This is a genomic window from Paraburkholderia sp. RL17-373-BIF-A, assembly GCF_046030175.1.
In the GTDB taxonomy this organism is placed as follows: domain Bacteria; phylum Pseudomonadota; class Gammaproteobacteria; order Burkholderiales; family Burkholderiaceae; genus Paraburkholderia.
In genome coordinates this window covers 107,299-131,646 of sequence record NZ_JARESO010000002.1, presented here as the reverse complement: position 1 = coordinate 131,646, position 24,348 = coordinate 107,299, and the positions used below count along the sequence as shown (strand labels likewise).

Annotated in this window: 17 protein-coding genes; 8 read left to right on the top strand and 9 right to left on the bottom strand. The window is 64.0% G+C overall.

Annotation, left to right across the window (positions count from 1 at the left end):
- Positions 1–3: 3 nt before the first annotated feature.
- The 3 genes from P0D80_RS02590 to P0D80_RS02580 all read right to left on the bottom strand — a co-directional run bounded on the left by P0D80_RS02590 (position 4) and on the right by P0D80_RS02580 (position 6,108).
- Positions 4–3,225: an efflux RND transporter permease subunit gene (locus tag P0D80_RS02590; protein WP_408280902.1), complete on the bottom strand. Its 3,222-nt coding sequence runs from the start codon at positions 3,223–3,225 to the stop codon at positions 4–6.
- An 89-nt stretch (positions 3,226–3,314) separates the two neighbouring features.
- Positions 3,315–4,790, bottom strand: a complete 1,476-nt coding sequence (locus P0D80_RS02585; protein ID WP_408280899.1) for an efflux RND transporter periplasmic adaptor subunit — start codon at positions 4,788–4,790, stop codon at positions 3,315–3,317.
- Positions 4,791–4,800: 10 nt separating this feature from the next.
- Positions 4,801–6,108, bottom strand: coding sequence for a TolC family protein (locus P0D80_RS02580; protein WP_408280896.1), 1,308 nt, complete (start codon positions 6,106–6,108; stop codon positions 4,801–4,803).
- 202 nt (positions 6,109–6,310) lie between these two features.
- Between P0D80_RS02580 and P0D80_RS02575 the strand changes: the two genes are divergently transcribed.
- Positions 6,311–7,228, top strand: coding sequence for an NAD(P)-dependent oxidoreductase (locus tag P0D80_RS02575; RefSeq protein ID WP_408280893.1), 918 nt, complete (start codon positions 6,311–6,313; stop codon positions 7,226–7,228).
- 78 nt (positions 7,229–7,306) lie between these two features.
- Here the strand turns inward: P0D80_RS02575 and P0D80_RS02570 are convergent, their stop codons facing one another.
- The 3 genes from P0D80_RS02570 to sauS form a co-directional block, all read right to left on the bottom strand.
- Positions 7,307–8,689: an MFS transporter gene (locus P0D80_RS02570; RefSeq protein ID WP_342960570.1), complete on the bottom strand. Its 1,383-nt coding sequence runs from the start codon at positions 8,687–8,689 to the stop codon at positions 7,307–7,309.
- A 117-nt stretch (positions 8,690–8,806) separates the two neighbouring features.
- The gene (locus tag P0D80_RS02565) at positions 8,807–10,462 is read right to left on the bottom strand and encodes an AMP-binding protein (protein WP_408280891.1); all 1,656 of its coding nucleotides are present in this window, start codon (positions 10,460–10,462) and stop codon (positions 8,807–8,809) included.
- The gene (sauS, locus tag P0D80_RS02560) at positions 10,459–11,904 is read right to left on the bottom strand and encodes an acylating sulfoacetaldehyde dehydrogenase (protein WP_408280886.1); all 1,446 of its coding nucleotides are present in this window, start codon (positions 11,902–11,904) and stop codon (positions 10,459–10,461) included. The genes P0D80_RS02565 and sauS overlap by 4 nt, the downstream gene beginning before the upstream one ends.
- A 204-nt stretch (positions 11,905–12,108) precedes the next feature.
- Here sauS and P0D80_RS02555 point away from each other — a divergent pair, with 204 nt between their 5' ends.
- Positions 12,109–12,873: an IclR family transcriptional regulator gene (locus P0D80_RS02555; protein ID WP_132377965.1), complete on the top strand. Its 765-nt coding sequence runs from the start codon at positions 12,109–12,111 to the stop codon at positions 12,871–12,873.
- A 99-nt stretch (positions 12,874–12,972) separates the two neighbouring features.
- On the opposite strand, the gene P0D80_RS02550 is transcribed toward P0D80_RS02555, so the two are convergent.
- Together P0D80_RS02550 and P0D80_RS02545 are read right to left on the bottom strand one after the other, a co-directional pair.
- Positions 12,973–14,283: an MFS transporter gene (locus P0D80_RS02550; protein WP_408280882.1), complete on the bottom strand. Its 1,311-nt coding sequence runs from the start codon at positions 14,281–14,283 to the stop codon at positions 12,973–12,975.
- A gap of 178 nt (positions 14,284–14,461) precedes the next feature.
- Positions 14,462–16,117: a GMC family oxidoreductase gene (locus tag P0D80_RS02545; RefSeq protein WP_408280879.1), complete on the bottom strand. Its 1,656-nt coding sequence runs from the start codon at positions 16,115–16,117 to the stop codon at positions 14,462–14,464.
- A gap of 205 nt (positions 16,118–16,322) precedes the next feature.
- Here P0D80_RS02545 and P0D80_RS02540 point away from each other — a divergent pair, with 205 nt between their 5' ends.
- Entirely contained in the window at positions 16,323–17,159 is an 837-nt protein-coding gene (locus P0D80_RS02540) for an IclR family transcriptional regulator (RefSeq protein ID WP_132377972.1), read from the top strand.
- A gap of 118 nt (positions 17,160–17,277) precedes the next feature.
- Positions 17,278–18,030, top strand: a complete 753-nt coding sequence (locus tag P0D80_RS02535) for an IclR family transcriptional regulator (protein WP_408281456.1) — start codon at positions 17,278–17,280, stop codon at positions 18,028–18,030.
- A 26-nt stretch (positions 18,031–18,056) separates the two neighbouring features.
- Here P0D80_RS02535 and pdxR read toward each other — a convergent pair whose 3' ends face one another.
- Positions 18,057–19,589 (bottom strand): MocR-like pyridoxine biosynthesis transcription factor PdxR, encoded by a 1,533-nt coding sequence (gene pdxR / locus P0D80_RS02530; RefSeq protein WP_408280875.1) that lies wholly within the window; start codon positions 19,587–19,589, stop codon positions 18,057–18,059.
- Between the two features lie 275 nt (positions 19,590–19,864).
- Between pdxR and tauA the strand changes: the two genes are divergently transcribed.
- From tauA to phnY, 4 genes are all read left to right on the top strand, one after another.
- Positions 19,865–20,923 carry a taurine ABC transporter substrate-binding protein gene (gene tauA / locus P0D80_RS02525; RefSeq protein ID WP_408175110.1) on the top strand — a complete coding sequence of 353 codons (1,059 nt, stop codon included), beginning with the start codon at positions 19,865–19,867 and terminating at the stop codon, positions 20,921–20,923.
- Positions 20,924–20,955: 32 nt separating this feature from the next.
- The gene (locus tag P0D80_RS02520) at positions 20,956–21,771 is read left to right on the top strand and encodes a taurine ABC transporter ATP-binding protein (protein WP_408175111.1); all 816 of its coding nucleotides are present in this window, start codon (positions 20,956–20,958) and stop codon (positions 21,769–21,771) included.
- Entirely contained in the window at positions 21,764–22,684 is a 921-nt protein-coding gene (locus tag P0D80_RS02515; RefSeq protein ID WP_408175113.1) for an ABC transporter permease subunit, read from the top strand. Before P0D80_RS02520 ends, P0D80_RS02515 begins: the two co-directional genes overlap by 8 nt.
- 216 nt (positions 22,685–22,900) lie before the next feature.
- Complete coding sequence (gene phnY / locus P0D80_RS02510; RefSeq protein ID WP_408281453.1) at positions 22,901–24,334, top strand: phosphonoacetaldehyde dehydrogenase; 1,434 nt, start codon at positions 22,901–22,903, stop codon at positions 24,332–24,334.
- Positions 24,335–24,348 lie beyond the last annotated feature (14 nt).

Here is a 24,348-nt window from a genome sequence, read left to right as displayed (position 1 = left end):
ACACTACCTCGAAAAAATGCCGAACCGGCGCAGTAGCTGGGCGGGCGAAGTTTTCGCCAGCCGGCTCAGGGCAGCAGCGCGCCATGACGACGAATGAGCGGCCCGGTACAGCACGGGCAAAACCAGCAGCGTCAGCGCCGTGGACGACAGGATGCCACCAATGACCACCGTTGCCAGCGGCCGCTGCACTTCCGAGCCCGTGCCGGTGGCGAATGCCATCGGCAAAAAGCCGAGCGACGCGACGAGCGCCGTCATCAGGACCGGCCGCAGCCGCGTCAGGGCGCCCTCACGGACAGCCGTGTCCAGTTCCGTGCCCTCATCGCGCAGGTTTCGAATAAAGGAAATCATGACGAGCCCGTTCAGCACCGCGACACCCGACAGCGCAATGAAACCGATCGCCGCCGTAATGGAAAGCGGCATGTCCCTCAACCACAACGACAGCACGCCGCCGCTCAATGCGAACGGAATGCTCGTGAACACCAGCAAGCCATCCTTAGCATTATTAAACATGATGAACAGCAGGACAAACACCATGAAGAGCGACAGCGGCACGACCAGCTTCAGGCGCTCGGTCGCGCTTTGCAACTGCTCGAATTGTCCGCCCCACGACAACCAGTAACCCGAGGGCACCTGAACGTCCTGACGGATCTGCTCGCGCGCGTCCGCCACGAAAGAGCCGACATCGCGTCCGCGCACATTCGCGCTCACCACGACGCGCCGCTTGCCGTCTTCGCGGCTGATCTGGTTGGGACCAGGGGCGACGTCGACGGTGGCCAGTTCGGCGAGCGGCACATAAGGCGCCTGCGCGAGCGGCGCGCTGCCGCTCACCGGCGCGGGGAATGGCAACGCAATCGGCAGGCGCTTGATCGCTTCGATATCCGAGCGAAGTTCGTCCGGCAAGCGCACGACGATATCGAAGCGCCGGTCGCCCTGAAACAGCGTGCCGGTTTTCTGGCCGCCGACCGCCGCCGCGACCGTGTCCTGAATGTCACCGACCGTGACGCCGTAGCGCGCCAGCTTGTCCCGGTCCACGTTGATGGTGAGAACCGGCAAGCCGCTGGTTTGTTCCATCTTCACTTCCGAAGCGCCCGGCACTTTCTGCAATGCCGCCGCGATCTTCTCGCCCGTGCCGCTGAGCACCGCCATGTCGTCGCCGAAGAGTTTCACCGCCACATCGCTGCGTACGCCGGAAATCAATTCGTTGAAGCGCAGTTGAATCGGCTGGGAGAACTCGTAGCTATTGCCCGGCAGTTCAGCGAGCACCGCTTCGATTTCCTCGACGAGTTTGGCGCGCGACTTGTTCGGGTCCGGCCACGTGTCCGTCGGCTTGAGCATGATGTAGCCGTCGGACAGATTGGGCGGCATCGGGTCCGCGGCGATTTCCGCCGTCCCCGTGCGGGCAAACACGCGCTCGATCTCCGGGAAGCGTTGCTTCAACGTTTTCTCAATAGACATTTGCATGCTGACCGATTGGGACAGACTCGTGCCCGGAATACGCAATGCGGCAACGGCCAGGTCGCCCTCGTTCAGACTCGGGACGAACTCGCTGCCGAGTCGCGCCGCTAGACCGATGCTCAGCGTGACGATCAGCGCCGCGCCGGCGAACACACGTTTCGGGCGCGTCATGAAAGCGGTGAGCAGCGGCTCATAGGCTTGCCTCGCCCAGCCCATCAAGCGGTTTTCCTTTTCCTCGACGCGCTTGCCGATGAACAGCGCCACCGCGGCGGGGATGAAGGTGACCGTCAGCACCATCGCGGCAGCCAGCGCCATCACGACCGTGACCGCCATCGGGTGAAACATTTTTGCCTCGACGCCGGTGAGCGCGAAGATCGGCAGATAGACCACCATGATGATCAATTGACCGAATATCAGGGCGCGGCGCGCTTCCTGCGACGCGCCGAAGACTTCGGCGAAACGCTCCTCGCGGGTCAACGGCCGCCCGGCGAGCGTCTGTGCGTGAGCAAGGCGCCTCACGCAGTTTTCGACGATCACCACCGCGCCGTCGACGATGATCCCGAAGTCGAGTGCGCCCAGACTCATGAGGTTGGCGCTCACCTTCGCATTGACCATGCCGGTGAAGGTCATCAGCATCGACAGCGGAATGACGAGCGCCGTGATCAGCGCCGCGCGCATGTTGCCGAGAAAGAGGAACAGCACGACGATCACGAGCACCGCGCCTTCGAGCAGGTTCTTCTTCACTGTCTGCACGGCTTTCTCGACCAGCACGGTGCGGTCGTACACGGGAATCGCGCGCACACCTGGTGGCAAGGTACGGTTGACGTCTTCCATCTTGACGGAGACCGCCTTGGCGACGGTGCGGCTGTTCTCTCCGATCAGCATGAACACGGTGCCGAGCACGACCTCTTCGCCGTTCGACGTCGCGGCGCCCGTGCGCAATTCACGGCCCATGTCCACCTGTCCGACGTCCTTGATACGAACCGGCACGCCGCCCACGTTGGTGAGCACGACATTGGCGATGTCTTCGACCGAGCGGGCCTGACCTGGCACGCGCACGAGATACTGCTCGCCGCGCTTTTCGATGTAGCCCGCACCGACATTCGCATTGTTACGGTCGATCGCGCGCACCACGTCCGCGAGCGTCAAGCCGTATGACATGAGCTTGGCGGGATTCGGTGCGACCCGGAACTCCTTCACGAAGCCGCCGATGGAATTCACCTCGGTGACGCCCGGCACGTTGCGAAGCTGCGGCTTCACGACCCAGTCTTGAAGCTCGCGCAAATCTGCCGGCGTGTAGCGGGTTCCGTCCGGCTTGACGGCCGACGCGTCGGCCTCCACCGTCCACAGATAAATCTCGCCGAGACCCGTGGAGGTCGGCCCCATCGCCGGCGTCGCGCCGGGCGGCAGCTTGTCCTTGGCTTCCTGAATCCGCTCGTTGACGAGCTGACGCGCGAAGTAGATGTCGGTGCCGTCCTTGAAGATCACCGTGACCTGAGAGAGCCCGTAGCGGGAGATGGAGCGCGTCTGCGCCAGATTGGGAAGTCCGGCCATTGCGGTCTCTACCGGATAGGTGATGCGCTGCTCGGCTTCGAGCGGCGAATAACCCGGCGCTGAAGTGTTGATTTGCACCTGAACGTTGGTGATGTCGGGCACGGCGTCGATGGGCAGCTTCTGATAGCTGTACACGCCCCATCCCGCGACCGCGGCAACGGCCAGCATGACCAGCCAGCGGTGCGCGATGGCGAAGCGAATCAGTCTTTCAAACATGCGGAGGGTCCTTGGAAACCGAGGCTCGGGAAAGCGGTCTGCTTACTGCAAGTCATCGCAGGTCATGACGGGTTCATGGCGTCGGGGCGTCAATGTTCCTCGACACTGCCCTTCCCGAGTTCAGCCTTGAGGACGAAACTGTTCGCGGTGACATACTTCTGGCCCGGCAGAAGTCCTTTCACCACTTCGACGACCTTGTCGTCACGGCGCCCCGTCTCGACCGCCTGAGCGACAAAACCCTTGGGCGACTGCACAAAGACGGCGGGCCCGCCGTCTATCTCCTGCAGCGCGTCGCTCGCCACCGCGAGCGGCACGCTTTGTTTGCCGGCATCCACCGACACATTGACGAACATGCCCGGCCGCCACGCGCCATCGGGATTCGGCAGCACCACCCGCGCCGGCGCGGTGCGGGTTTGCTCGCCGAGCAGCGCGCCGACGTAGGCAATCGGACCACTCGACTTCGAGTCGAACGCGGTGGCGCTGACCGTGGCTTCGCGGCCGACACGCACATCGTTCAGGCGCTGCGCCGGCACCGCCATTTCGGCCCACACGGACGAGAGGTCCGAGAGAATAAAGACCTTGGCATCCGCGGCGATCGCCTCACCGGGCGTCGCGTGCTTCTCGACCAGCGTTCCAGCAAACGGCGCGCGCAATTCGTAACGGTTCAAGGCGCCGGCCGATGGCGGGGCATTCAGCGCGGCAAGCTTCGCGCGGGCGTTCTGCGTGGCGATCTCGGCTTCGCGTAACTGGACCTGCGCCTGGAGGTAGTCCTGCTCGGCGGAGATGCGCTCCTGCCAGAGCGTCTTTTCGCGTTCATACGATGTTCGTGCGGCCGCGAGCCGGCGCTCCGCGCTCAGCAATTCGCTTCTGCGATCGGCAAGATCGGTGCTGGCGATGACCGCCAGCACTTGCCCCTTCGCGACTTTCTCACCGATCGAAACATCGACTCGCTCGACGATGCCCGCCACGCGTGGCACGACGTGGGCCGTGCGATCCTCATTGAATCTGATCTCACCAGGAAGCTGGAATGTCGTGAGAATCTGCGCGGGACCGACGCGGTCGAGACGAATCTGCGCCGCCTCGATTTGCGCCGCGCTGAGCGCGATTGCACCATCGGCCCGCGAAAACACGAACGATGCGGATTGTCCGCGCCACTTGAGATGAATGAATGCGTCGAAGACGTGAGGCTTCGCGATCGGTTCGGCGGACGTCAGCTTCTGACCTGCCGACGCGAATTGCAATGGCTGCATCGAACCGTCGTAACGCGTAATGGAACCCGACACGACCAGGTCCTTGTCCGCGGGTTTGCCGTCGACGAAAGGATAGACGACGAGCCGCGCGTCCCCCGGTTTCTCGGACAGGACGACTTCGACAGCCAGCGCACCGTCTCTGAACACGGTGCCGCCATGCTGGCCGGACGAACCCTGCGCGCTTGCCGATGCTTCGACGGCGCCCGAAGTATCTCCAGTATTCGACGACACCCGCGTCATCGCGAACACGGCGAGCGCGACGCTCACGCCGCTGAGGGTCACCGCAGTGGCGACGATGAGTTTTCTGCGCAGCATGAAAAATCCTTCAAGGTAAGCGAGGCGCACTGTTGCGAAGCGGGACACCGACAAGCCGGCCGATTTCGGCGTAGGCCAGGTGCGCATCGGTCAATGCCTGGACGTATTGCGACTGGCCCTGAAACAGCGTGCGCTGCGCATCCAGGACATCGAGAAAGCCAAACTTGCCGAGCTCATAACCGCGCGACATTGCGTCGAGCGCCTCGCGCGCGGCCGGCAGGACATCGGTTTTCAGGCGTCGCGCCTCCAGGCTCGATCGCTCGTAATTGGCGTACGCCTGAGTCAGCTCCAGTTGCAGGCGCGCCTTTTCACTGTCGAAGTCGGCGCTTGCCTTCTCGGCTTTGTGAACCGATTCGAGCAGCGCGCCTTTGTTGGTGTCGAAAAGCGGAAGCGGAATGGAGATGCCGACCACGGCCTGGTTGTCGGGCACCGCGCCGGTCACAACCCGCTTCATGCCCGCGCTGAACGTGATGTCCGGAATGCGCTTCGCGCGCTCGACGGCAATGGCGGCGTTGCTCCGCAACCTCTCGGCCTTCGCGGCGCGCGCAAGCGGCGCGTCGATCAGTTGAGGCAATAGTTCGGCAAGCGGTTCGATCGCCGGCACGCTTTCGATATCGCCGGTCGCGGGGCGTCCTCGCACGAGCGGACTGCCCGTCACGTTGGCGAGTTTTTCCGCGGCAATGGTCAGCCGCGAGGCGGCGTTGGCCTGCTCGATCTGAACGCCGGTGGCGGCGACCCGCGCTTTGGTCGCCTCGACCGGCGACACCTTGCCCGCGCGCGCGCGTTTCTCCGCCAGTTCCGCGGACCTCGCCGCGATGTCGGCTGATTCCCGCGCGACCTGCAACTGGCGCTGAGCCGCGAGCATTCCGTAAAACGCGGCAATGACGTCTGAGCGCAAGGCCGCGCCGCGCGCATCGAGCGATGCGAGCGCCACCTCGCGTCCATACGAAGCGACGTCGAGGCGCGCCTGACGCTTGCCGCCGAGTTCGACGGTCTGATTGACGAGTGCCGTCGACGTGCGCTCCGTGCGGCCGAACCCCTCCTGCAGCAGCGAGATCTGCGGATTGGGTCGGGCGCCCGCCTGCATGAACGTGCCGCGCGATGCATCGGCGTCGGCGCGCGCGCCGCGCAGCAGCGGGTTGTTCTCGGCGGCGATGCCGAGCGCCTCGTCGAGCGGCAAGGCGGCGCCGTCGGACGCCGCGGCCAGTGCGGTCGATGGCGAAGGCCGATTGCCTTCCACGAGCGCCGCATCGGCTTGCGCAAAGGCCGGATTCACCGCAGCGATCGCAAGTACGGCAGCAAGGTTGCGGGTGAGCATGGATGCGTGATGTGTTGACGAGGTGCGACCGATGCTACGGCGCTGCCGCAGTGCCAACATGGCGGAAAAATGAGATTTTTGTCATCTTCGGCAAGCGGCGCGGGCGGCAGCGGCGGCACAACGGCGCGTCACGGCTAAAAAACGCCAGCCTTGTCATAATGATTGCCCCAACCCCAAACCCAGCCCACTCCACGGAGCCCCAATGAATCATCCAACCGCGCAGCCCTCCACCGCCACCGTCCGCCGCGTCGCCTTTCTCGGCCTCGGCGTGATGGGCTATCCCATGGCCGGCCATCTCGCGAAAGCGGGCCTCGACGTGACCGTGTACAACCGCACGGCGTCGAAGGCGCAGCAATGGGTATCCGAGTACGGCGGCCGGGCCGCAAACACGCCGCGTGAAGCGGCGAACGGCGCCGACCTGATTCTCGCGTGCGTCGGCAACGACGACGATCTGCGCAGCATCACGCTCGGCGATACCGGTGCGTTCGCGGGCATGGCGCCCAATACCGCGTTCGTCGATCACACGACGGCGTCGGCGAACGTCGCGCGCGAGCTAGCGGAAGTCGCGCGCCAGAAAGGTCTGCATTTCATCGACGCGCCCGTGTCGGGCGGCGAATCCGGCGCGCAGAACGGCAAGCTGACGATCATGTGCGGCGGCGAGCCCGCCGTCTTCGAGCAGGCATCACCGGTCCTTGCGCACTACGCCGCGGCCGTCACGCTGATCGGGGCCGTCGGCGCCGGGCAACTGGCGAAGATGGTCAACCAGATCTGCATCGCCGGCATGGTGCAAGGACTGTCTGAGGCGATCAACTTCGGCCAGCTCGCGGGCCTCGACATGCCGCTGGTGCTGCAAGTGATCGGCAAGGGCGCGGCGGCCAGCTGGCAGATGGACAATCGCGGCAAGACCATGATCGACGGCAAGTTCGATTACGGCTTTGCCGTCGACTGGATGCGCAAGGACCTCGGCTTCTGTCTCGACGAAGCGAAGCGCAATGGCGCGTCGTTGCCGGTGACCGCGCTCGTCGATCAGTTTTATGCGGACGTGCAGGCGCTCGGCGGCAATCGATTCGATACGTCGAGCCTGATCTGGCGCTTGCGGGCCCTCAAGGCGGCGCAATAACAGCGGCGGGCGCTGCATACGCGCCCGCCTTGCATGACTCGCGTCACTTACTCATTTGTGCCGCTTGCGTCACTCGTATCACTTGCGCCACCGCAACGGCCGGCGCAAGTGATGGCGCTCCAGCCGCACCGCCGCTCCAGCGTGCAGGAAAGACGGCATGCCGCCCAACTCGACGCCGGCGGCGCGCTCGCGTTCTTCATCGGCCTCGACCGTCTTGCTGGTGTCGATGAAGAGCGCCGCCAGCATACCGACCGCGAGCAGCCCCGCGGAGATATTGAACGGCACGTTGTAGCTGCCGGTCTTCTCGATCAGATAGCCGAACACCACCGGCGACACCATCCCCGCCACGCCGAAGCCCGTGTTCATCATGCCGCCGGCCGTGCCCGCATACTTGCCGGCGATGTCGAGCGGCAACGTCCACAGCACAGGGTTGGTGATTTCGAGGAAGAAGAACGAAGCCGACAGGAACCACACGGCCGTGAGCGGATCGGTGGCGGACACCATCGGCAGCAGAAACACCAGCGAGCCGCCCATGCCCACCACCAGCACCGCACAGCGCGCGAAGCGCAGGCGGCCCGTGATCTTGAAGAGCTTGTCCGACACGACGCCGCCGAGCGTGTCGCCGACCACGCCCGCGAGCAGCGGCAGCGCGGTGAAGAGCGCCAGTTGCTTGAGATCGAATCCGCGCGACTCGCGCAGATAGGACGGCAACCAGGTCAGATAGACCCACAGCAACCAGCCATAGCAGAAGTCGACGAACGTGACGAGCCACATGCGGCGCACCAGTTTGCGCCATGGCGTGGCCGCATGTTTGGCGCGGTCGCAATCGCCGGCGCGGTAGCCGATCTCCGCGGTTTCCTCGGCCGTGATGCGCCGGTTCTGTTCCGGCGAATTCGTGAACACGAAGAGGTAGAGCACGGTCCACGCGAGGCTCGCGATGCCGAGCAGGATGAACGCGTCGCGCCAGCCGCCGGTCGCCACCACGGCCAGCACGAGCGGCGGCGTGATCGCGCCGCCCAGGCGCGCAAAGCTGTGCGTGATGCCTTGCGCGAAGCCGCGCTCGGCTACAGGCATCCAGTAAGTGAAGGCGCGCGTCGCGGTAGGAAACGCGCCGCCTTCGCCGATGCCGAGCGCGAAGCGCATCACGACCAGCATGGTGACGCTGCCCGCGAAACCGGTGGCGAGCGTCGCCACGCCCCAGATCAGCGATAGCACCGTGAGCACCAGTTTCGGCCCGTACTTGTCGGCGAGCCAGCCGCCGATAATCTGCATCGCCGCATACGGATAAGCAAAGGCCGAGAACACCAGGCCGAGCTGAACGGTCGTGAGGCCCATCTCGTGACGAATCAACGGGCCGGCCACGGCAATGTTCACGCGATCGATGTACGAAATGAAGTACATCAGGCACATGACCGCCAGGATGATATGGCGTGTCTTGACACGCCGGATACGCGTTTCCATGCTGTCTCCTATCTCTTTTATGTATCGACGACGGCCGCGAGCGGCCGCCCGATTTACCGGACTGCGACTGCCTGCCTGTCTCCGCCCGCGCCTTGCCCGCTCGCGAGCGGCACCGCGTCAGGTGGGCACCAGCTTGAGCCGCTGCACCTTGCCGGAAGGTCCGCGCGGCAGTTCATCGACGAAGCGGAATTCTTTCGGCGTCTTGTAGCGCCCGAGTTCGCGCACGCAGTGCTCGCGCAGATCCGCCGGGTCGGGCGCGCTACGTCCCTCGCTCGTGCGCGCCACCACGAAAGCGACGATCTCCTGGCCGTATGCCGGATCGGGCACGCCGACCGCCGCCGCGTCCAGCACATCGGGATGACGCAACAACGCTTCGTCGATTTCGCGCGGCGCAATGTTCTCGCCGCCCTTGATGATCAGTTCCTTGGCGCGGCCGTTGATGTAGAAGTAGCCGTCCTGGTCGCGATAACCGAGGTCGCCGGTGCGCAGCCAGCCGTCCGTCGTGAAGGCGGCGGCCGTTTCCTCGGGCCGCTTGTAATAGCCGCCCATCACCTGCTCGCCGCGCAACACCAGTTCGCCGCATTCGTTGGCGGCGCATTCGCGCCCCTCACGGTCGATCACGCGGGCTTCGCCGCCCGAGGGCAGACCGATGCTGCCGACGCGCCGCCGGTCCATCTCATACGGATTGCTAAAAACCGGCGCGGCGGTTTCCGTCATGCCCATGGTTTCGATCACGCCGATCCCGAAACGCGCTTCGAACGCGCGATGATGATCGGCGGGCAATGCGGCCGACGCGCTGCGGCAAAACTTCAGCGCCGACAGATCGTAGGTGCAGGCTTCGTCGGCATTGAGCAGATAGGCGACGATCGTCGGCACCACGTTGATCCACGTGCAGGCATGAAGCGCGACGTCGCGCCAGAACGTGCGGGCGGAGAAGCGCGATGTCATCACCGCCGAGCCGCCATGGAACAGCGGCGCGAGCAGCGTCACCACCAGACCGTTGATGTGATAGAGCGGCAACGACGCGAGCACGCGATCGTCCGACGTCAGCCGGTGCTCGGCGCTGATGTTGCGCGCGTTCGCCATTAGATTGCGATGCGTCAGCAGGACCCCTTTGGGCGTGCCCGTCGTGCCCGAGGTGTACATCAGCAATGCGACCTCGTCTGCTGTGGGCTCGTGCGCCGTTGCGGCATCCGCCGTGTGCCGCGGCGCGCGGCCGCGCTTCGCGAGCGCTGGCGCGGCGGCAGCGTTCGCGCCATGTGCCGCGGTTTCGGCCAAAGCAGGTTCACGCTTTGCGAGCGAAGGCGGTTCGGCATCGTCCGGTTCGGTCTGGATCAACGCGATCTCGCGCGTCAAGCCAGCAGCGCGCAGTTCGGCCACGGCCGTGCCGATCACCGCCTGCGTGTCGCGCGCGGTGAAGATCATCCGCGTATCGGAATGGTCGACGATATAGCGCACCTGCGAGGGCTGACACAAAAGATTGAGCGGATTGGCCACCAGCCCGCTGTACATGGCCGCTAGCAACAGACGGGCCGTCTGGATTCCATTGCCCATGAACACGGAAATCACATCGCCCGGCCGCAGGCCGGCTTCCCTGAAGCGTGTCTCGATCACTCGGCAGTCGTCGCGCAGTTCGCGAAACGTCAGCACGGTCGCGCGCCGGTCAGGAACCGCCGTTTCGTCGTCGTCGAGTGCGGCCAGCAGGAAGGGCTTGTCCGGATGCTGCGCGGCGCGCTCGTCGATCAGCGCGCGAAGGGTGGCGGGCGTGTTCATCGGCCGTACCTCGCGAAGAAATCGCCGAGCAATTCGTCCGTTTCCGGCACGCGCTCTTCGATTGGGTACGCGACCCGCGTGGTGTTCAGATAGTGGCGGAAGCCCAGATTGCCCGAGAAGTTGTTGCGGCCCCACGTACCACAGCCCATCGACAGCGAAAACGGCAAGCCGTTGTCGAAGTTGCCGCCGGTGGCGAGGCAATGCGCCTGATTCACGATCACGCGCGCGACCGGCAATGTCACGCCAAGCTGAACCGCTTGCGCGGTATCGGTCGAATGCAGTCCGACCGAATGGCCCGCGCCCATGTACGCGTAGATGCCGCGCACCACGTCGGCTGCGGCATCGAAATCGGCGGCGCGATACACGGCGAGCACCGGCGCGAGTTTCTCGCCGGAAAACGGATAGTCGGTGCCCGCGCCGCTCTCTTCCACCATCAGAAAGGCCGGGTGACGCGCGGCGATTTCATCCAGACCCGCCACGCGTGCGATCACCTCGGCGGACTTCGCCGTGCACTGCTCCGAGAGCGTGCCATTGACCCACATCACCTGTTGCAAGCGGGCCTTCTGCGCGGCGTCGAGGAGTACCCCGCCGCATGCGGCCAGTTCGGCCAGCATCGGCTGATAGACGGCGTCTTCGATCACGACGCTGTTTTCGGACGAGCAACTCGTCGCGTTGTCGAAAGTTTTTGAGCGCAGGATCTTGCGCGCCGCATCATGCAGATCGGCGGACGCCGTGACGATCGAAGCGACATTGCCCGCGCCCACGCCGAACGCGGGCGTGCCGCTCGCATACGCCATGCGCACATTCGCCTGCGAGCCGGTGGCGACGACCAGATCGCACTGCCGCATCAGCGCGGCGGTCGCCGCCTTGCTGATCGGCGCGGGCAGCATCTGCACGAGGTCCGGATCGATACCGGCTTTGGCGAATTGCGCGTGAATGAACTCGATCAACAACGCGCAAGACGAGTAACCTTTGGGGGACGGCGCGACGATTACTGCATTGCCGCATTTGAGCGCGTTGATGATCTTGTTGGCCGGTGTCGCCGCCGGATTGGTCGACGGCGTGATCGCCGCCACCACGCCCACTGCGCGCGCGATCTCGACGATGCCGCTCGCCCTGTCTTCCGCGATTACGCCGGCGGTCTTCTGTCCGTGCAGGTCGCGCAGCAAGCCGAGCGTTTTGCGATAGTTCTTGCGGAACTTGTCGTCGGCGTTGCCGAGACCCGTATCGTGCACGGCGCGTTCCGCCAGTTGCCGGTTGCGCTCTGGCTCCATGATGGCCCACGCGGCGGCGTCGGCGGCGGTATCGAGCGCCTGTTGTCCTGCATTCTCGAAAGCACGCTGCGCCGCGCGCGCTTTCGCGACGAGCGTGGCGACGATGCGCTCGGCTTCGCCGTCCGCATGGTGGCCTGCGATTTCGGCTCCTGTGGCCCTGACGTTCATATGGATTCGCTCCGCGTGAATGAATTGATTGCAGTGCTATCAATCTAGCCAGCCGCGCTTAGGGCGAAGTCCCGTTTTTCGAGCTATCCACTGCAGTGCGTTTGCCAGCATCGGAAAACGCAAAATTCGGTACTTTCCATAGTCCCGAAAAGCAATGAAGTCGATGCAAAATCAACGCTGTGAATACGCTGGCGAGGGAGTGGGATGTCGACGTCAAACCAGTCGAATGCAGCTGCAGTGCGCGCGTTTCGCGTACTCGAAACGCTTGCCGAAGCGGGCGGCCCGCTTTCGATGACGGAACTCGTCAATGCGCTCGGCCTGCCCAAGCAGACCGTCCACCGTATCCTCGTGCAACTGATGGATGCGTGGCTCGTCACGCGCGGCGCGGGCGATCGTCTTTACGAATGTTCGCCACGTGTGCGCATGCTCGCGGTCAATGTGCTCATGCATGCGGGACCGGCCGCCGCTCGCCACGTGCTGCTCGAACAGCTGGTGGCGAAAATCGGCGAGACCTGCAATCTGACCATGCTCTCCGGCAACGATGTCGTCTATGTGGACCGCGTCGAAACCGAATGGCCGCTGCGCATGCATTTGCAACCGGGTTCGCATGTGCCCTTGCATTGTTCGGCGAGCGGCAAGCTGCTGCTGAGCTTTCTGCCGAAGGACAGACGCGAACGCGTAATCGAGACGCTGCCGCTGCGCGGTTATTCGGAACGGACGATCACCGATCGCGACGCGTTGCGCAAGGAACTGACCACCACGCGGCGGCGGCTTCTCGCGATCAACAATCAGGAACATCTGCAAGGGCTGATCGCGATTGCGGTGCCTGTCATGCTGGATCGCAATCGCGCCTGCGCGGCGATTGCCGTGCAGGCGCCGGTGGGCAGAGTCACGCTCGACGATCTGCTCGCCTTCGTGCCTGACTTGCGCCACGCGGCGGAAGAGACTGCGAAGACGTTTCGGGAATGACGCGGCGCGAGCTTAGGTGCGGCCGGGAGCGCGCCTTAGTGGGCGACGTGCTGCACGCCGCCGCGCGCCGCGCTTCTGCGACCCAAAGCAAATTGCGAATCAAGACTGCGCGTGCACCACCGCATCGAACGCACCGCCCCGCTTCCTCTCGATCGCGCGCACCGACAGCGCCGATATCAATGCCGAGAACAGCACGTACGCGCACACCGTCCACGGTTTTCCGCCGTTCAGCCGCATCAGGATCGTCGCAATGATCGGCGTGAGTCCGCTCGCGAAGATGCCGGAGAACTGATACACGAACGAGATACCCGTATAGCGCACTTTGGCGTCGAACAGTTCGGCAAACAATGCCGCCTCAGGACCGTACACCATCGCGTAGAAAATGCCGAATGGCACCACGATGGCCGCCCAGATCAACAACGTGTTGGCAGGCTGCATTTCAATGAGCCAGAAAGCCGGAAACACCGACACGCCGCAAATCAGCGAGCCCCAGAAATACACCCGCGCGCGGCCGAGCTTGTCGGACATGCTGCCGAACAGCGGGATGAAAAAGCACATCACGCCCGCCGCGATCATCACGCCGAGCAAGGCGTCGGTGCGGCTCATCGAGACATGTTGCGTAAGGTAGCCGATCGAAAACACAGCGAAAATGTTGAAGAACACGCCATCGATATAACGCGCGCCCATGCCGAGCATCACGGCGCCGCGATAGCGCGTGATCATGTCGACGAACGGAATCTTCGCTTCGCGCCGATTGCGTTTGAGCGCGAGGAATTCGGGCGTCTCCATCACTTTGGCGCGAATATACAGGCCGATCAGAACGAGACCGAGCGATGCGCCGAATGCGATCCGCCAGCCCCACGACAGGAAGGCCGCTTCGGGCAATAAGCGGGACAGGCCCGCGACCATCCCCGATGCGAGACATAGTCCGATCGACAAACCGATCTGCGGCAAACTCGCGTACAGGCCGCGTTGTTCAGGCGGCGCATATTCATACGCCATCAACACCGCGCCGCCCCATTCGCCGCCGAGCCCGATGCCCTGCAACACGCGCAGCGACAACAACAGGATCGGCGCCCAGATACCGATCTGGGCGTAGGTGGGAATGAACGCGACGCCAGCCGTCGAAATCCCCATGATGACGAGCGTCAGAATCAGCGCGGACTTGCGGCCGATCCGATCGCCGAAATGGCCGAATATCACGCCGCCGAGCGGCCGGGTCACGAAGCCCACCGCAAAGGTCGAATAGGCGAGCAGCGTCGACACGAGCGGATCGTTGGCGGGGAAATAGAGCTTGTTGAATACGATGCCGGCGACCACGCCGTAAAGAAAAAAGTCATACCATTCGACGGTTGCGCCGATCACACTGGCGAACGCAACGCGACGGATAGCGCGGGGATCGATTGCCATAGCAGCAGCTCCTCAATGGACGGCCATGCCGTGCGTGTCGATACGCACGGCCGGCCGGGAACCCCAGTTGTCTCCTCCGGGGCGGTTTATGTGCAGCCTCCGGGGCGTCCATTCGCTGGCCGTCCCGCGGCTGCGTATTGCGGCGGATAGTGCCCGCCGTTGTTTTGCACCTGCTATGTTATGCGGCCACTTTCGCCGCGGGCGTCGTCGCCACACCTCGATCGACACCGCTTGCGTCGTGCAGAATCATGTCCGACGCTTTTTCAGCCACCATCACGATCGGCACATTGGTATTGCCCGACACGAGCGTCGGCATGATCGAGCAGTCGACCACGCGCAGCCCCTGGGTGCCGTACACGCGCAGACGTTCGTCGACCACCGCGAGCGGATCGCCTGCCGCGCCCATCTTCGCTGTACCAGACGGGTGGAAAATTGTCTGTCCGTACTCCCGGCAGAAATCGAGCAGTTCGTCGTCGGTTTGCGCGTCCGCGCCTGGCCGCACCTCGCGTTTCATCAGCCCGCTCATCGGCTCGGCCGCCGCGACGCGACGCGCGAAACGCACGCCGGCGATGGTCGTGCGCCGGTCCAGATCCGTGTCCAGATAGTTCGGCTGGATGGACGGCGCCTCACGCGGATCGGCGCTGCGAATGCGCACCACGCCGCGCGATTCGGGGCGCAACTGACAGATCGAATACGTGCAGCCGGGAAAGTCGTGGACGTTGCCGCCCGCGGAGTCCGCCGACAAGGTCGAGAAATGGAACTGGATATCCGGTGTCGCCGACTCCTCCGGCAAGGCCCGGCAGAACATGCCGCCCTGGTTAATGCCGACCGCAAGCGGGCCGCTGCGCATCAGCGCCCATTGCAGGCCCATCTTCGCGCGCCCGGTCCATGAACGCAGTTGATCGTTGGTCGTGATCGGCTTCGTCACTTCATAGATCAGACGGATTTGCAGATGGTCCTGCAGGTTCTCGCCGACGCCCGCGCGGTTAGCCACCACGGGAATGCCGAACTCGCGCAGCAGCGCGGCCGGTCCCACGCCGGACAGTTGCAGCAATTGCGGAGACTGCAGCGCCCCGGCGGTCAGGATCACTTCACGATTGGCGCGCACTTCCCGCAGCTCGCCGTGTTGCCGGTACTGCACGCCGCAAGCGCGGGAGCCTTCGAACAGAATCTTCGAAGCCATCGCATCCGTTTCCACATGCAGGTTCTGGCGTTGCCGCGCAGGCTTCAGATAAGCGACGGCCGTCGAGCAGCGAAAGCCGCGGCGGGTAGTCAACTGGTAGTAGCCGACGCCCTCCTGATCGCCCGTGTTGAAGTCGTCGATGCTTGCCACGCCTAACGAGTTCGAGGCCGCGATAAACGCGTCGACCAGTTCATGGCGCTGCTTGATCGTCGAGGCCCACAGCGGTCCGTCGACACCGCGCGTCGGACCTTCGCCCAGTTCGTTGTGTTCCAGCCGCCTGAAGTACGGCAGGCAGTCTTTCCAGCCCCAGCCGCGATTGCCAAGGCGGGCCCAGTGGTCGTAATCGTCCTTCTGTCCGCGCACATAGATCAGGCCGTTGATCGAACTGCTGCCGCCCAGCGTGCGGCCGCGCGGCCAATAGAGCCGGCGATTATGCATGTTCGGATCGGGATCGGTATAGAAGCCCCAGTTGTAGACCGGGTGAAACATCGTCTTGCCATAGCCGATGGGGATATGAATCCACATGAAGCGATCGGCGGGGCCGGCTTCGAGTAGACATACCGAGTAGCGGCCGCCTTCGGAAAGCCGGTTCGCCAGCACGCAACCCGCCGATCCCGCGCCGACGACGACAAAGTCGAATCGGTCTGCCATGTGACCTGTCTCCTGCATGTTTTATAAAAAACGGTATGTTTCGTTGAAATTTATGTTCAGCCCGTTTCCTGTTCAAGAAATTCCCGCTACTATCGGCTCATCTGAAACAGAAACTGCGGTTTTTGTTTCACTTTTAGAAATGACCCGCCGGCCCGCGCGGCGTACGCGGACGCTGGACAGCCACTGATCGACAGCAAGGAAGCGTATGCAAGCACTCTGCTCGTCCCCACGCGGTGAACCTCTCGCCGAGGATTCACGGGCGCTGCGCGCATTGGCCGTGCTCGAACAACTCGCAGCCGCGGGTCAGCCGTTTTCGCTTTCGCAACTCTCGCTGCGCCTGCACATTCCCAAAGCAACGCTGATGCGGCTGATCGAATCGCTCGAAGCGCAGGGCTATGTGACGCATCTGCCCGATTCGCGCGGCACGGACCGCGGCATCACGCTGGGCCCGAAAGCGGCGCAGCTCGCGCTCACCACGCTGTCCAACAACACCTTCGGGCGCGCCTGCCGTTCGCTGCTGCGCTCGCTGGTGGACACGCTCGGCGAAACCTGCAACCTCACCGCGCTGGATCACGACACTGTTCTCTATCTCGAGCGCGTGGAGACCACTGAACCGCTGCGCCTGCATCTGCAACCCGGTACGCGTGTGCCGTTGCATTGCACCGCGAGCGGCAAACTGTTCCTGTCGCAGATGCCGCCGGCCGAGCGCCGTCCCGTGCTCGCACGGCTGACGCTGGAGCGCAGAACGCAAGGCACGCTGACGGAACTGAATCTGCTCGAAGCCGAACTCGATCGGCTCGCCGTGCGCGGCATCGGCATCGACAACGAGGAGCTGGTGCGCGGCATGGTGGCGGTCGCGGTGCCGGTGCGCGATGCCAGCGACGGGCACGTGCTGGCCGCGCTGGCGATTCATGCGCCGACCGCGCGCGCGAGTCTGAACGACCTGCTGAAGGCCGTGCCGAAACTCAAGGACGCGGCGCTGAAGCTGGCTCCGCTGTTATCCGCCGGCCCTTCCACGGAGCATCCGTACCATGAGCGCTGAGGCCTTTCCCATGAGCGATCCGTTAGACACGGCGGAGTCCCCAGCCGGCGGCGCCAAGGGCGGGCGGCGTAAAACGGAGCTGTACAATGACGCCGATCCATTTTCCGGAACGGCAGGCATGACCAAAGCGGATACTCCGACGCTGCGCGCATTTGCGCTGCTCGAACACCTCGTCAACGCGGACGGCCCGGTGTCGCTTGCCGACATCGCGCAGGACGTCGCGTTGCCCAAGGCGTCGCTGCATCGCATGCTTGCTTCGCTGGAGGCGGGCGGGCTCGTGATCCGCGAGCCGGGCCAGAAGAACGCGTACGTGATCGGCCCGCGGCTCGCGCAACTCGCGTTGGGGGTGGTGATGCATTCCGGCGCGCGCCGCCTGCGTCATGCGATCCTCGCGCGTCTGGTGGCCGATCTCGGCGAGACCTGCAATCTCACCATGCTGCATGAAACCGAGGTGCTGTATCTCGACCGCATGGAAGCGCCGTGGCCGTTGCGCCTCGATCTCAAACCCGGTTCGCATGTTCCCGCGTATTGCAGCGCGAGCGGCAAACTGCTGCTGGCCATGCTGCCGCGCGAACAGCGCTCGGCACTCGTGCGCGCGCTGAAACTCGAACGCTTCACGCAGAACACCATCACCGATCCGGAACTGCTCGAAGCGGAACTCGACCGGACCGCGCACAAGCGCATTGCGATCGATAACGAGGAGTTTCTGGCCGGCATCGTGTGCGTGGCGGCGCCGATTATCGATGAGACCGGCGCGTGCATCGCGGCGATCGCCGTGCATGCGCCGGTTTCGCGTGCGCCGCTGTCGCGCGCGCTCGATTTCGTGCCGCGTCTTCAGGAAGCTGCCAGGGAACTCGCGGCCACTTTCTGACGCGGGCGCCATAACGGGCGCAAGCGTTACGTCGCGGGCTTCTGCTTGCGCACGAGTTCGGCCAGCAGGCGTACGCCGGCGTCGATCTTGTCGAGCTTGATCGCCGAGAAGCCCATCCGGAAACAGTGCTTCTGCTCCAGTCCGTCCATGAAGAACACGCCGCCCAGTTCGATCAGAATGCCGTGCTGTTCGGCGTCGGCGGCAAGACGCACGGCATCGAGCCAGGGCGGCCCTTCCACCCAGCAAGAAGCCCCGCCCGTGATCGGGATGTGACGCGCTTCGGGTAGGTGCTTATCGAGCGCCGCCATCAGCGCCAGCGCGCGCTCGCGATAAGCGTGGGCCAGCCTACGCAGCAACGCGTCGTGATGGCCGAGCGCGAGAAACGTCGCGAACGCACGTTGAATGTACGCCGCCGGATGCCGCACCATGAGCCGGCGCAGCGCGCGCAATTCGTGCACCAGTTCGCGCGGGCCGACGACATACCCGAGACGCAAGCCGGGCGCGAACGTCTTCGACAAGCTGCCGATGTAGATCACGCGGTCGGCCTTGTCCAGACTCTTGAGCGCCGGATGCGGCAGGCCCGAGAAGTTGTTCTCGCTTTCGTAGTCGTCTTCGATCAGCACGAAGTCGTGCTTCTGCGCGAGTTCGAGCAACGCATGCCGGCGTTCGATCGGCATGGTGGCCGTGGTCGGGCATTGATGGCTCGGCGTCACGTAGACGTAGTCGCACTGGGCGAACAGGTGCGCATCCTCGACGGGGCGCACGCCGCCTTCATCCACCGGCAGCGGCACCAGTTGCGCATTGCGGTTCTCGAAGATATTGCGCGCGTCCGGATAGCCGGGGTTCTCGAAACCCACCGTGGTGCGCTGGCGCGCGAGCAGATCGGCGACCAGATATAACGCCTGCTGACAGCCGATCGTGATGACGATCTCATCCGGCATCGCAAACACGCCGCGCCGCGGCAGCACGCGCGTGCGGATCTGCTGGATCAGCGTATCGTCGTCGCGGCCTATAAGATCGGGCGCCCAGTTGCGGATCTCCATCACCGAAAGCGCCTTCATACAGCATTCGCGCCAGTCGTTGGTCGGAAAGAGCGATTGGTCGAACTGTCCGTAGATAAACGGATATTCGTAGTCCTGCCAGTTGCCCGGTTTGACGATATTGCGCTGCGCGGACGGCCGGCGTTGCACACGCTGGCCCCAATCGGGCCGCGCGGGCGCCTGGTCGTGCTCGCTGCTGGTGGGGACCGTCTGCGCGGGCGTCTTGAAGCCGTGGCGTCCCTCCAGCATCGCCGGATTGACGAAGTGCCCGCTGCGCTCGCGCGAAATCAGATAGCCCTCCTCCACGAGCTGCTGGTACGCCAGCACGACCGTATTTCTCGCGACGCTCAGTTGATCGGCCAGTTCCCGGCTGGACGGCAACGCGGTCTGCGGCGGCAGCTGGCCGTCCAGAATCGCGGCCACCAGCATCTGGCGGATCTGCCCCTGCAGGCTCATGTTCGAGTCGCCCGGACGCTGAAAACGCTGCGTCCAAAGGGCCGTCGCTGTACGGCTGGACATGCTTCCTCCTGAAAGTGAAAGAGCCGCGCCAGTCACGACGATGCTGCGCGTGACAGCCGCTGCCGCCTTGGCGGTGTTGGGCGCGGGCCGGCCAGAGCGCTTCGGCGCGCCGATGTGGACTCAACGATCGGCGCCGTCTGGCACTAACTTGCTCTATTTTTTACTGACGATACTCGACTCACCCCGTCCAAGGCGATTGGGACAAGCACCCGTCGTGGCCACACGACTTCCGTGCTCCATAAACAGCCGCTGTTCAGACCTTTGTGAGACCTATTATGAAACGCCATAAAAACCCGACATCGAAGCCGTGGTTCCAATGGACGGCACGCTGCGTCCTGTCGCTGGTTTTCGCCGCGACGGCGAGCCTTGCGGCGACACCGAGCCACGCGGAGGAAAAGGAAATCACGATCGCCTATCAGCAGATCGTCGATCCGTGGGTGGTCGGCATCGCGAACGGGTCGATCGAAAAGGCCACCGGCTACAAGATCAACTGGCGGCAGTTCGAGTCCGGCGCAAAAGTCGCGACCGCGCTGGCATCCGGCGACGTCAAGGTCGGCGTGATCGGCTCCAGCCCGCTCGCTGCCGCCGTGAGCCAGGGTCTCGATCTGCAACTCTTCTGGATTCTCGACAACATCAACCAGGCCGAAGCGATGGTGGTGCGCAACGGCTCCGGCATCACGAAGCCGGCGGACCTGAAGGGCAAGACCATCGGCGTGCCGTTCGTTTCGACGACCCACTATCACACCATGTTCGCGCTGCAGCACTGGGGCATCAATCCGTCTGACCTGAAGATTCTCAACATGCAGCCCAATCAGATCGTCGCCGCCTGGTCGCGCGGCGACATCGACGCCGCCTACGTGTGGGATCCCGCGCTCGCCGAGCTGAAGAAGAGCGGCAAGGTGCTGATCACGTCCGGCGACCTCTCGAAGCTCGGCAAGCCGACCTTCGACGGCATTGCGGTCGATCGCAAATGGGGCGAGGAACACAAGGACTTCATGGCGAAACTCGTCAAGGCAATCGCCGACGCGGACCAGCAATACCGCAGCAATCCGTCGCAATGGAATGCGGGCTCGCCGCAAGCCGCGGCCATCGCGAAGATGATCGGCGGCTCGCCGGCGGACGTGCCGGCATCGCTGTCGCTCTACGCGTTCCCCACGCTCGGCGAGCAGGCCTCCGCGCAATGGCTGGGCGGCGGCACGACGAGCCGCGCCGCGCTCGCGCTGAAAGACACCTCGGAATTCCTGAAGAGCCAGAAGCAGATCAGCGCCGTCCTGCCCGACTACTCGAAATTCGTGACGCCGGCTTATGCCGACGCCGCTGCGAAGCTCAAATGACGTAACCGTGATCCTTGGGATCGGGAGGCAACATGGAAAACATGACTGTCAAGAACGTGAGCGTGGTGTTTCCGGGGCGGCGTCCCGGTCAGACCGTGCAGGCGCTCGACGATATCAACCTGACTATCCGCTCGGGTGACTTCGTGGTCGCGCTGGGTGCGTCCGGCTGCGGCAAGACTACGCTGTTATCGCTGATGGCCGGCTTCATCGCGCCGAGCCGGGGCGAGTTGCTGCTCGGTGGCGAACCCATTGCGGGGCCGGGCGCGGACCGCGGCGTGGTGTTCCAGAAGCACGCGCTCTTGCCGTGGCTCAACGTGATCGACAACGCGGAATTCGGCCTCAAGCTGCAAGGCGTGCCGCGCGCGCAGCGGCGCGAAATCGCCGTGCGCAACCTCGCGCTGGTCGGCTTGCAGGATTTCCACAAGCACATGATCTATCAGCTCTCCGGCGGCATGCAGCAGCGCGTCGGCATTGCCCGCGCGCTCACCTGCGATCCCGCCATGCTGCTGATGGACGAGCCGATGGCCGCGCTCGACGCGCTCACTCGCGAAACTATTCAGGAGCTGCTGCTCGACGTCTGGAAGAAGACCAACAAGATGTTCTTCTTCATCACGCACAGCGTGGAGGAAGCACTGTTCCTCGCGAGCCGGCTGATCGTGATGTCGCCGCGTCCCGGCCGCATTACGCATACCTACGAACTGGACTTCAATCGCCGTTTTCTCGAAACGCGCGACGCACGGGCGATCAAATCGAGTCCCGATTTCATCGAAATGCGCGAGCGTGTCCTCAACATCATTTACGGCGACGAGAAGCTGCACGGCGCCGAGGCCGGAGTCGCTCATGTTTAGTTCTAAATCCGCTCATGCCGTGTTGCACGGCGAGGCCGCGCCCATGGAGACGAACACGCCGGTCCGCCCGCCCCGCCGACCGGGGCGCGGACCTCGTATGCTCGCGAAGAAACCCGCCCGGCCTGGCGACACGTTCGGCGTGCCGGGGCAAGGCAGCAGTGTCGCCACCAGCCTCATCACCGTCGCCGCGTTCATCGCACTCTGGTTCGCGGCGACCAATCTGCACTGGATCAAGCCGCTGTTCCTGCCGTCGCCACAGGCCGTCTACGCGAAGTTCATCTTTGTCGCGACGGAAGGCTTTGCCAACTCGACACTCGCGCAGCACACCGGCATCAGCCTGCTGCGGGTGTTCGGCGCATTCGCGCTCGCCTGTCTGACGGCGATACCCGTCGGCGTGATGATGGGCGTGTCGCGCTTCGCGCGCGGCGCATTCGATCCGCCCATCGAGTTCTACCGGCCGTTGCCGCCGCTCGCCTATCTGCCGCTCATCATCATCTGGTTCGGCATCGGCGAATTCTCGAAGGTGCTGTTGATCTACCTGGCGATCTTCGCGCCGCTCGCCATTGCCGCGCGTGCCGGCGTGCGGTCGGTGTCGATCGAACAGATTCACGCCGCGTATTCGATGGGCGCCTCGCGTACGCAAGTGGTGCTGTACGTGATCCTGAAGTCGGCGATGCCGGAGATCTTTACCGGCATGCGAATCGGCATCGGCGTGGGCTGGACCACGCTGGTGGCCGCCGAAATGGTCGCCTCGACCAGCGGCCTCGGCTTCATGGTGCTCAACGCGGCGGAATTCCTCGCGAGCGACGTGGTGATCATGGGGATCATCGTGATCGGCTTCTTTGCGCTCTGCTTCGATTTGCTGATGCGCTATATCGAGCGCGTGCTGGTGCCCTGGAAAGGCAAAGTCTGAGAAAGCGTCGCGGTACTTCGCTGACATGGGCCCTTCTTCGGGCCCTTTCTTTTTTGCGTCACGTAGGGACCCGGCGCTGGACTCAGCGACTCCCCCAAGCTGGCTCTACCCCGTTGCCGTGCCCAACGGCAATATCAACCTCAACGGTAAGACATTTATCTTCCGCGATCGTCAATCCAGTGAGGGGGCCGCTTGAACGCCATCGTCAAACCCAGGATGCCTTGTGCAGTTCGGCACGAGGCCATGCGTATCGGCGGTGAAAAGATCACGCGCACCGAAATCATCGAGGTGTTCAACCCCTATACGCGCGAACTGGTCGGCGCCGTTCCGAAAGCCACCGTGGACGACGTGCGGCACGCCTTCGAGTATGCGCACGCCTATCGCGCGCGGCTCACGCGCTATGAGCGCGCGCAGATCCTGCGGCGCGCGGCGGATATCGTGCGCGAGCGGACCGCCGAAATCGCCGATCTGATTACAGCGGAATCGGGGCTCTGTAAAAAGGATTCGCTATACGAAGCCGGCCGCGTCAGCGACGTATTGGTCTTCGGCGCCAATGAAGCGCTGAAGGACGACGGCCAGGTCTTCTCCTGCGATCTGACGCCGCACGGCAAACAGCGCCGCGTCTACACGCAGCGCGAGCCGCTGCTCGGCGTGATCTGCGCGATCACGCCGTTCAATCATCCGATGAACCAGGTGGCGCACAAGATCGTGCCGTCCATCGCCACCAACAACCGGATCGTCGTCAAGCCGTCCGAAAAGGTGCCGCTGTCCACGTGTCTGCTTGCCGACATTCTCTACAGCGCCGGCCTGCCGCCACAAATGCTCCAGGTGGTGACGGGCGACCCGAAAGACATCGCCGACGAACTCATTACGAACCGGCACGTCGATCTGATCACGTTCACGGGCGGGGTGGCCATCGGCAAATACATCGCGAGCAAGATGGGTTACCGCCGAGCAGTTTTGGAACTGGGCGGCAACGATCCGATCATCGTGATGGAAGACGCGGACCTCGACGAAGCGAGCACGCTGGCCGTTTCCGGCTCGTACAAAAACTCGGGGCAGCGCTGCACCGCCATCAAGCGGATGCTCGTGCATGAAGCGGTGGCGGACCGCTTCGTCGAATTGCTGGTGGAGAAAACCCGCGCGATACGCTACGGCGACCCGGCCGACCCTGCAACCGACATGGGGACGGTGATCGACGAGGACGCCGCGAAGTTCTTCGAAGCGCAAGTCAACGACGCCGTGAGCCGCGGCGCGAAGCTGCTGGTCGGCAACGTGCGCCGCGGCGCGCTCTATTCGCCGACCGTAGTCGATCGCGTCACGCCGGATATGCCGCTCGTCCGCTATGAAACCTTCGGGCCAGTTTCGCCGGTCATCCGCTTCCGCGATATCGACGAAGCGATCCGTATTTCCAACTCCACCGATTACGGCCTGTCCTCTTCCGTCTGCACCAACCGGCTCGGCTACATCACGCGGTTTATCGCGGAGCTGGAAGTGGGCAGCGTGAACGTGCGCGAGGTGCCGGGCTACCGGCTCGAACTGACGCCGTTCGGCGGCATCAAGGATTCGGGGCTCGGCTACAAGGAAGGCGTTCAGGAAGCGATCAAGAGCTTTACCAACGTGAAGACGTACTCGTTGCCATGGCAGTGAGGGATAGTGACGCC

Bases quoted from the DNA above. Each gene is read 5' to 3' on its own strand.
- P0D80_RS02550 (WP_408280882.1), bottom strand. From the start codon at position 14,283: ATGGCAATCGATCCCCGCGCTATCCGTCGCGTTGCGTTCGCCAGTGTG.
- P0D80_RS02565 (WP_408280891.1), bottom strand. From the start codon at position 10,462: ATGAACACGCCCGCCACCCTTCGCGCGCTGATCGACGAGCGCGCCGCG.
- tauA (WP_408175110.1), top strand. From the start codon at position 19,865: ATGAAACGCCATAAAAACCCGACATCGAAGCCGTGGTTCCAATGGACG.
- P0D80_RS02515 (WP_408175113.1), top strand. From the start codon at position 21,764: ATGTTTAGTTCTAAATCCGCTCATGCCGTGTTGCACGGCGAGGCCGCG.
- P0D80_RS02535 (WP_408281456.1), top strand. From the start codon at position 17,278: ATGACCAAAGCGGATACTCCGACGCTGCGCGCATTTGCGCTGCTCGAA.
- P0D80_RS02590 (WP_408280902.1), bottom strand. From the start codon at position 3,225: ATGTTTGAAAGACTGATTCGCTTCGCCATCGCGCACCGCTGGCTGGTC.
- P0D80_RS02545 (WP_408280879.1), bottom strand. From the start codon at position 16,117: ATGGCAGACCGATTCGACTTTGTCGTCGTCGGCGCGGGATCGGCGGGT.
- P0D80_RS02575 (WP_408280893.1), top strand. From the start codon at position 6,311: ATGAATCATCCAACCGCGCAGCCCTCCACCGCCACCGTCCGCCGCGTC.
- P0D80_RS02555 (WP_132377965.1), top strand. From the start codon at position 12,109: ATGTCGACGTCAAACCAGTCGAATGCAGCTGCAGTGCGCGCGTTTCGC.
- P0D80_RS02540 (WP_132377972.1), top strand. From the start codon at position 16,323: ATGCAAGCACTCTGCTCGTCCCCACGCGGTGAACCTCTCGCCGAGGAT.
- P0D80_RS02585 (WP_408280899.1), bottom strand. From the start codon at position 4,790: ATGCTGCGCAGAAAACTCATCGTCGCCACTGCGGTGACCCTCAGCGGC.
- phnY (WP_408281453.1), top strand. From the start codon at position 22,901: ATGCCTTGTGCAGTTCGGCACGAGGCCATGCGTATCGGCGGTGAAAAG.
- P0D80_RS02520 (WP_408175111.1), top strand. From the start codon at position 20,956: ATGGAAAACATGACTGTCAAGAACGTGAGCGTGGTGTTTCCGGGGCGG.
- sauS (WP_408280886.1), bottom strand. From the start codon at position 11,904: ATGAACGTCAGGGCCACAGGAGCCGAAATCGCAGGCCACCATGCGGAC.
- P0D80_RS02570 (WP_342960570.1), bottom strand. From the start codon at position 8,689: ATGGAAACGCGTATCCGGCGTGTCAAGACACGCCATATCATCCTGGCG.
- pdxR (WP_408280875.1), bottom strand. From the start codon at position 19,589: ATGTCCAGCCGTACAGCGACGGCCCTTTGGACGCAGCGTTTTCAGCGT.
- P0D80_RS02580 (WP_408280896.1), bottom strand. From the start codon at position 6,108: ATGCTCACCCGCAACCTTGCTGCCGTACTTGCGATCGCTGCGGTGAAT.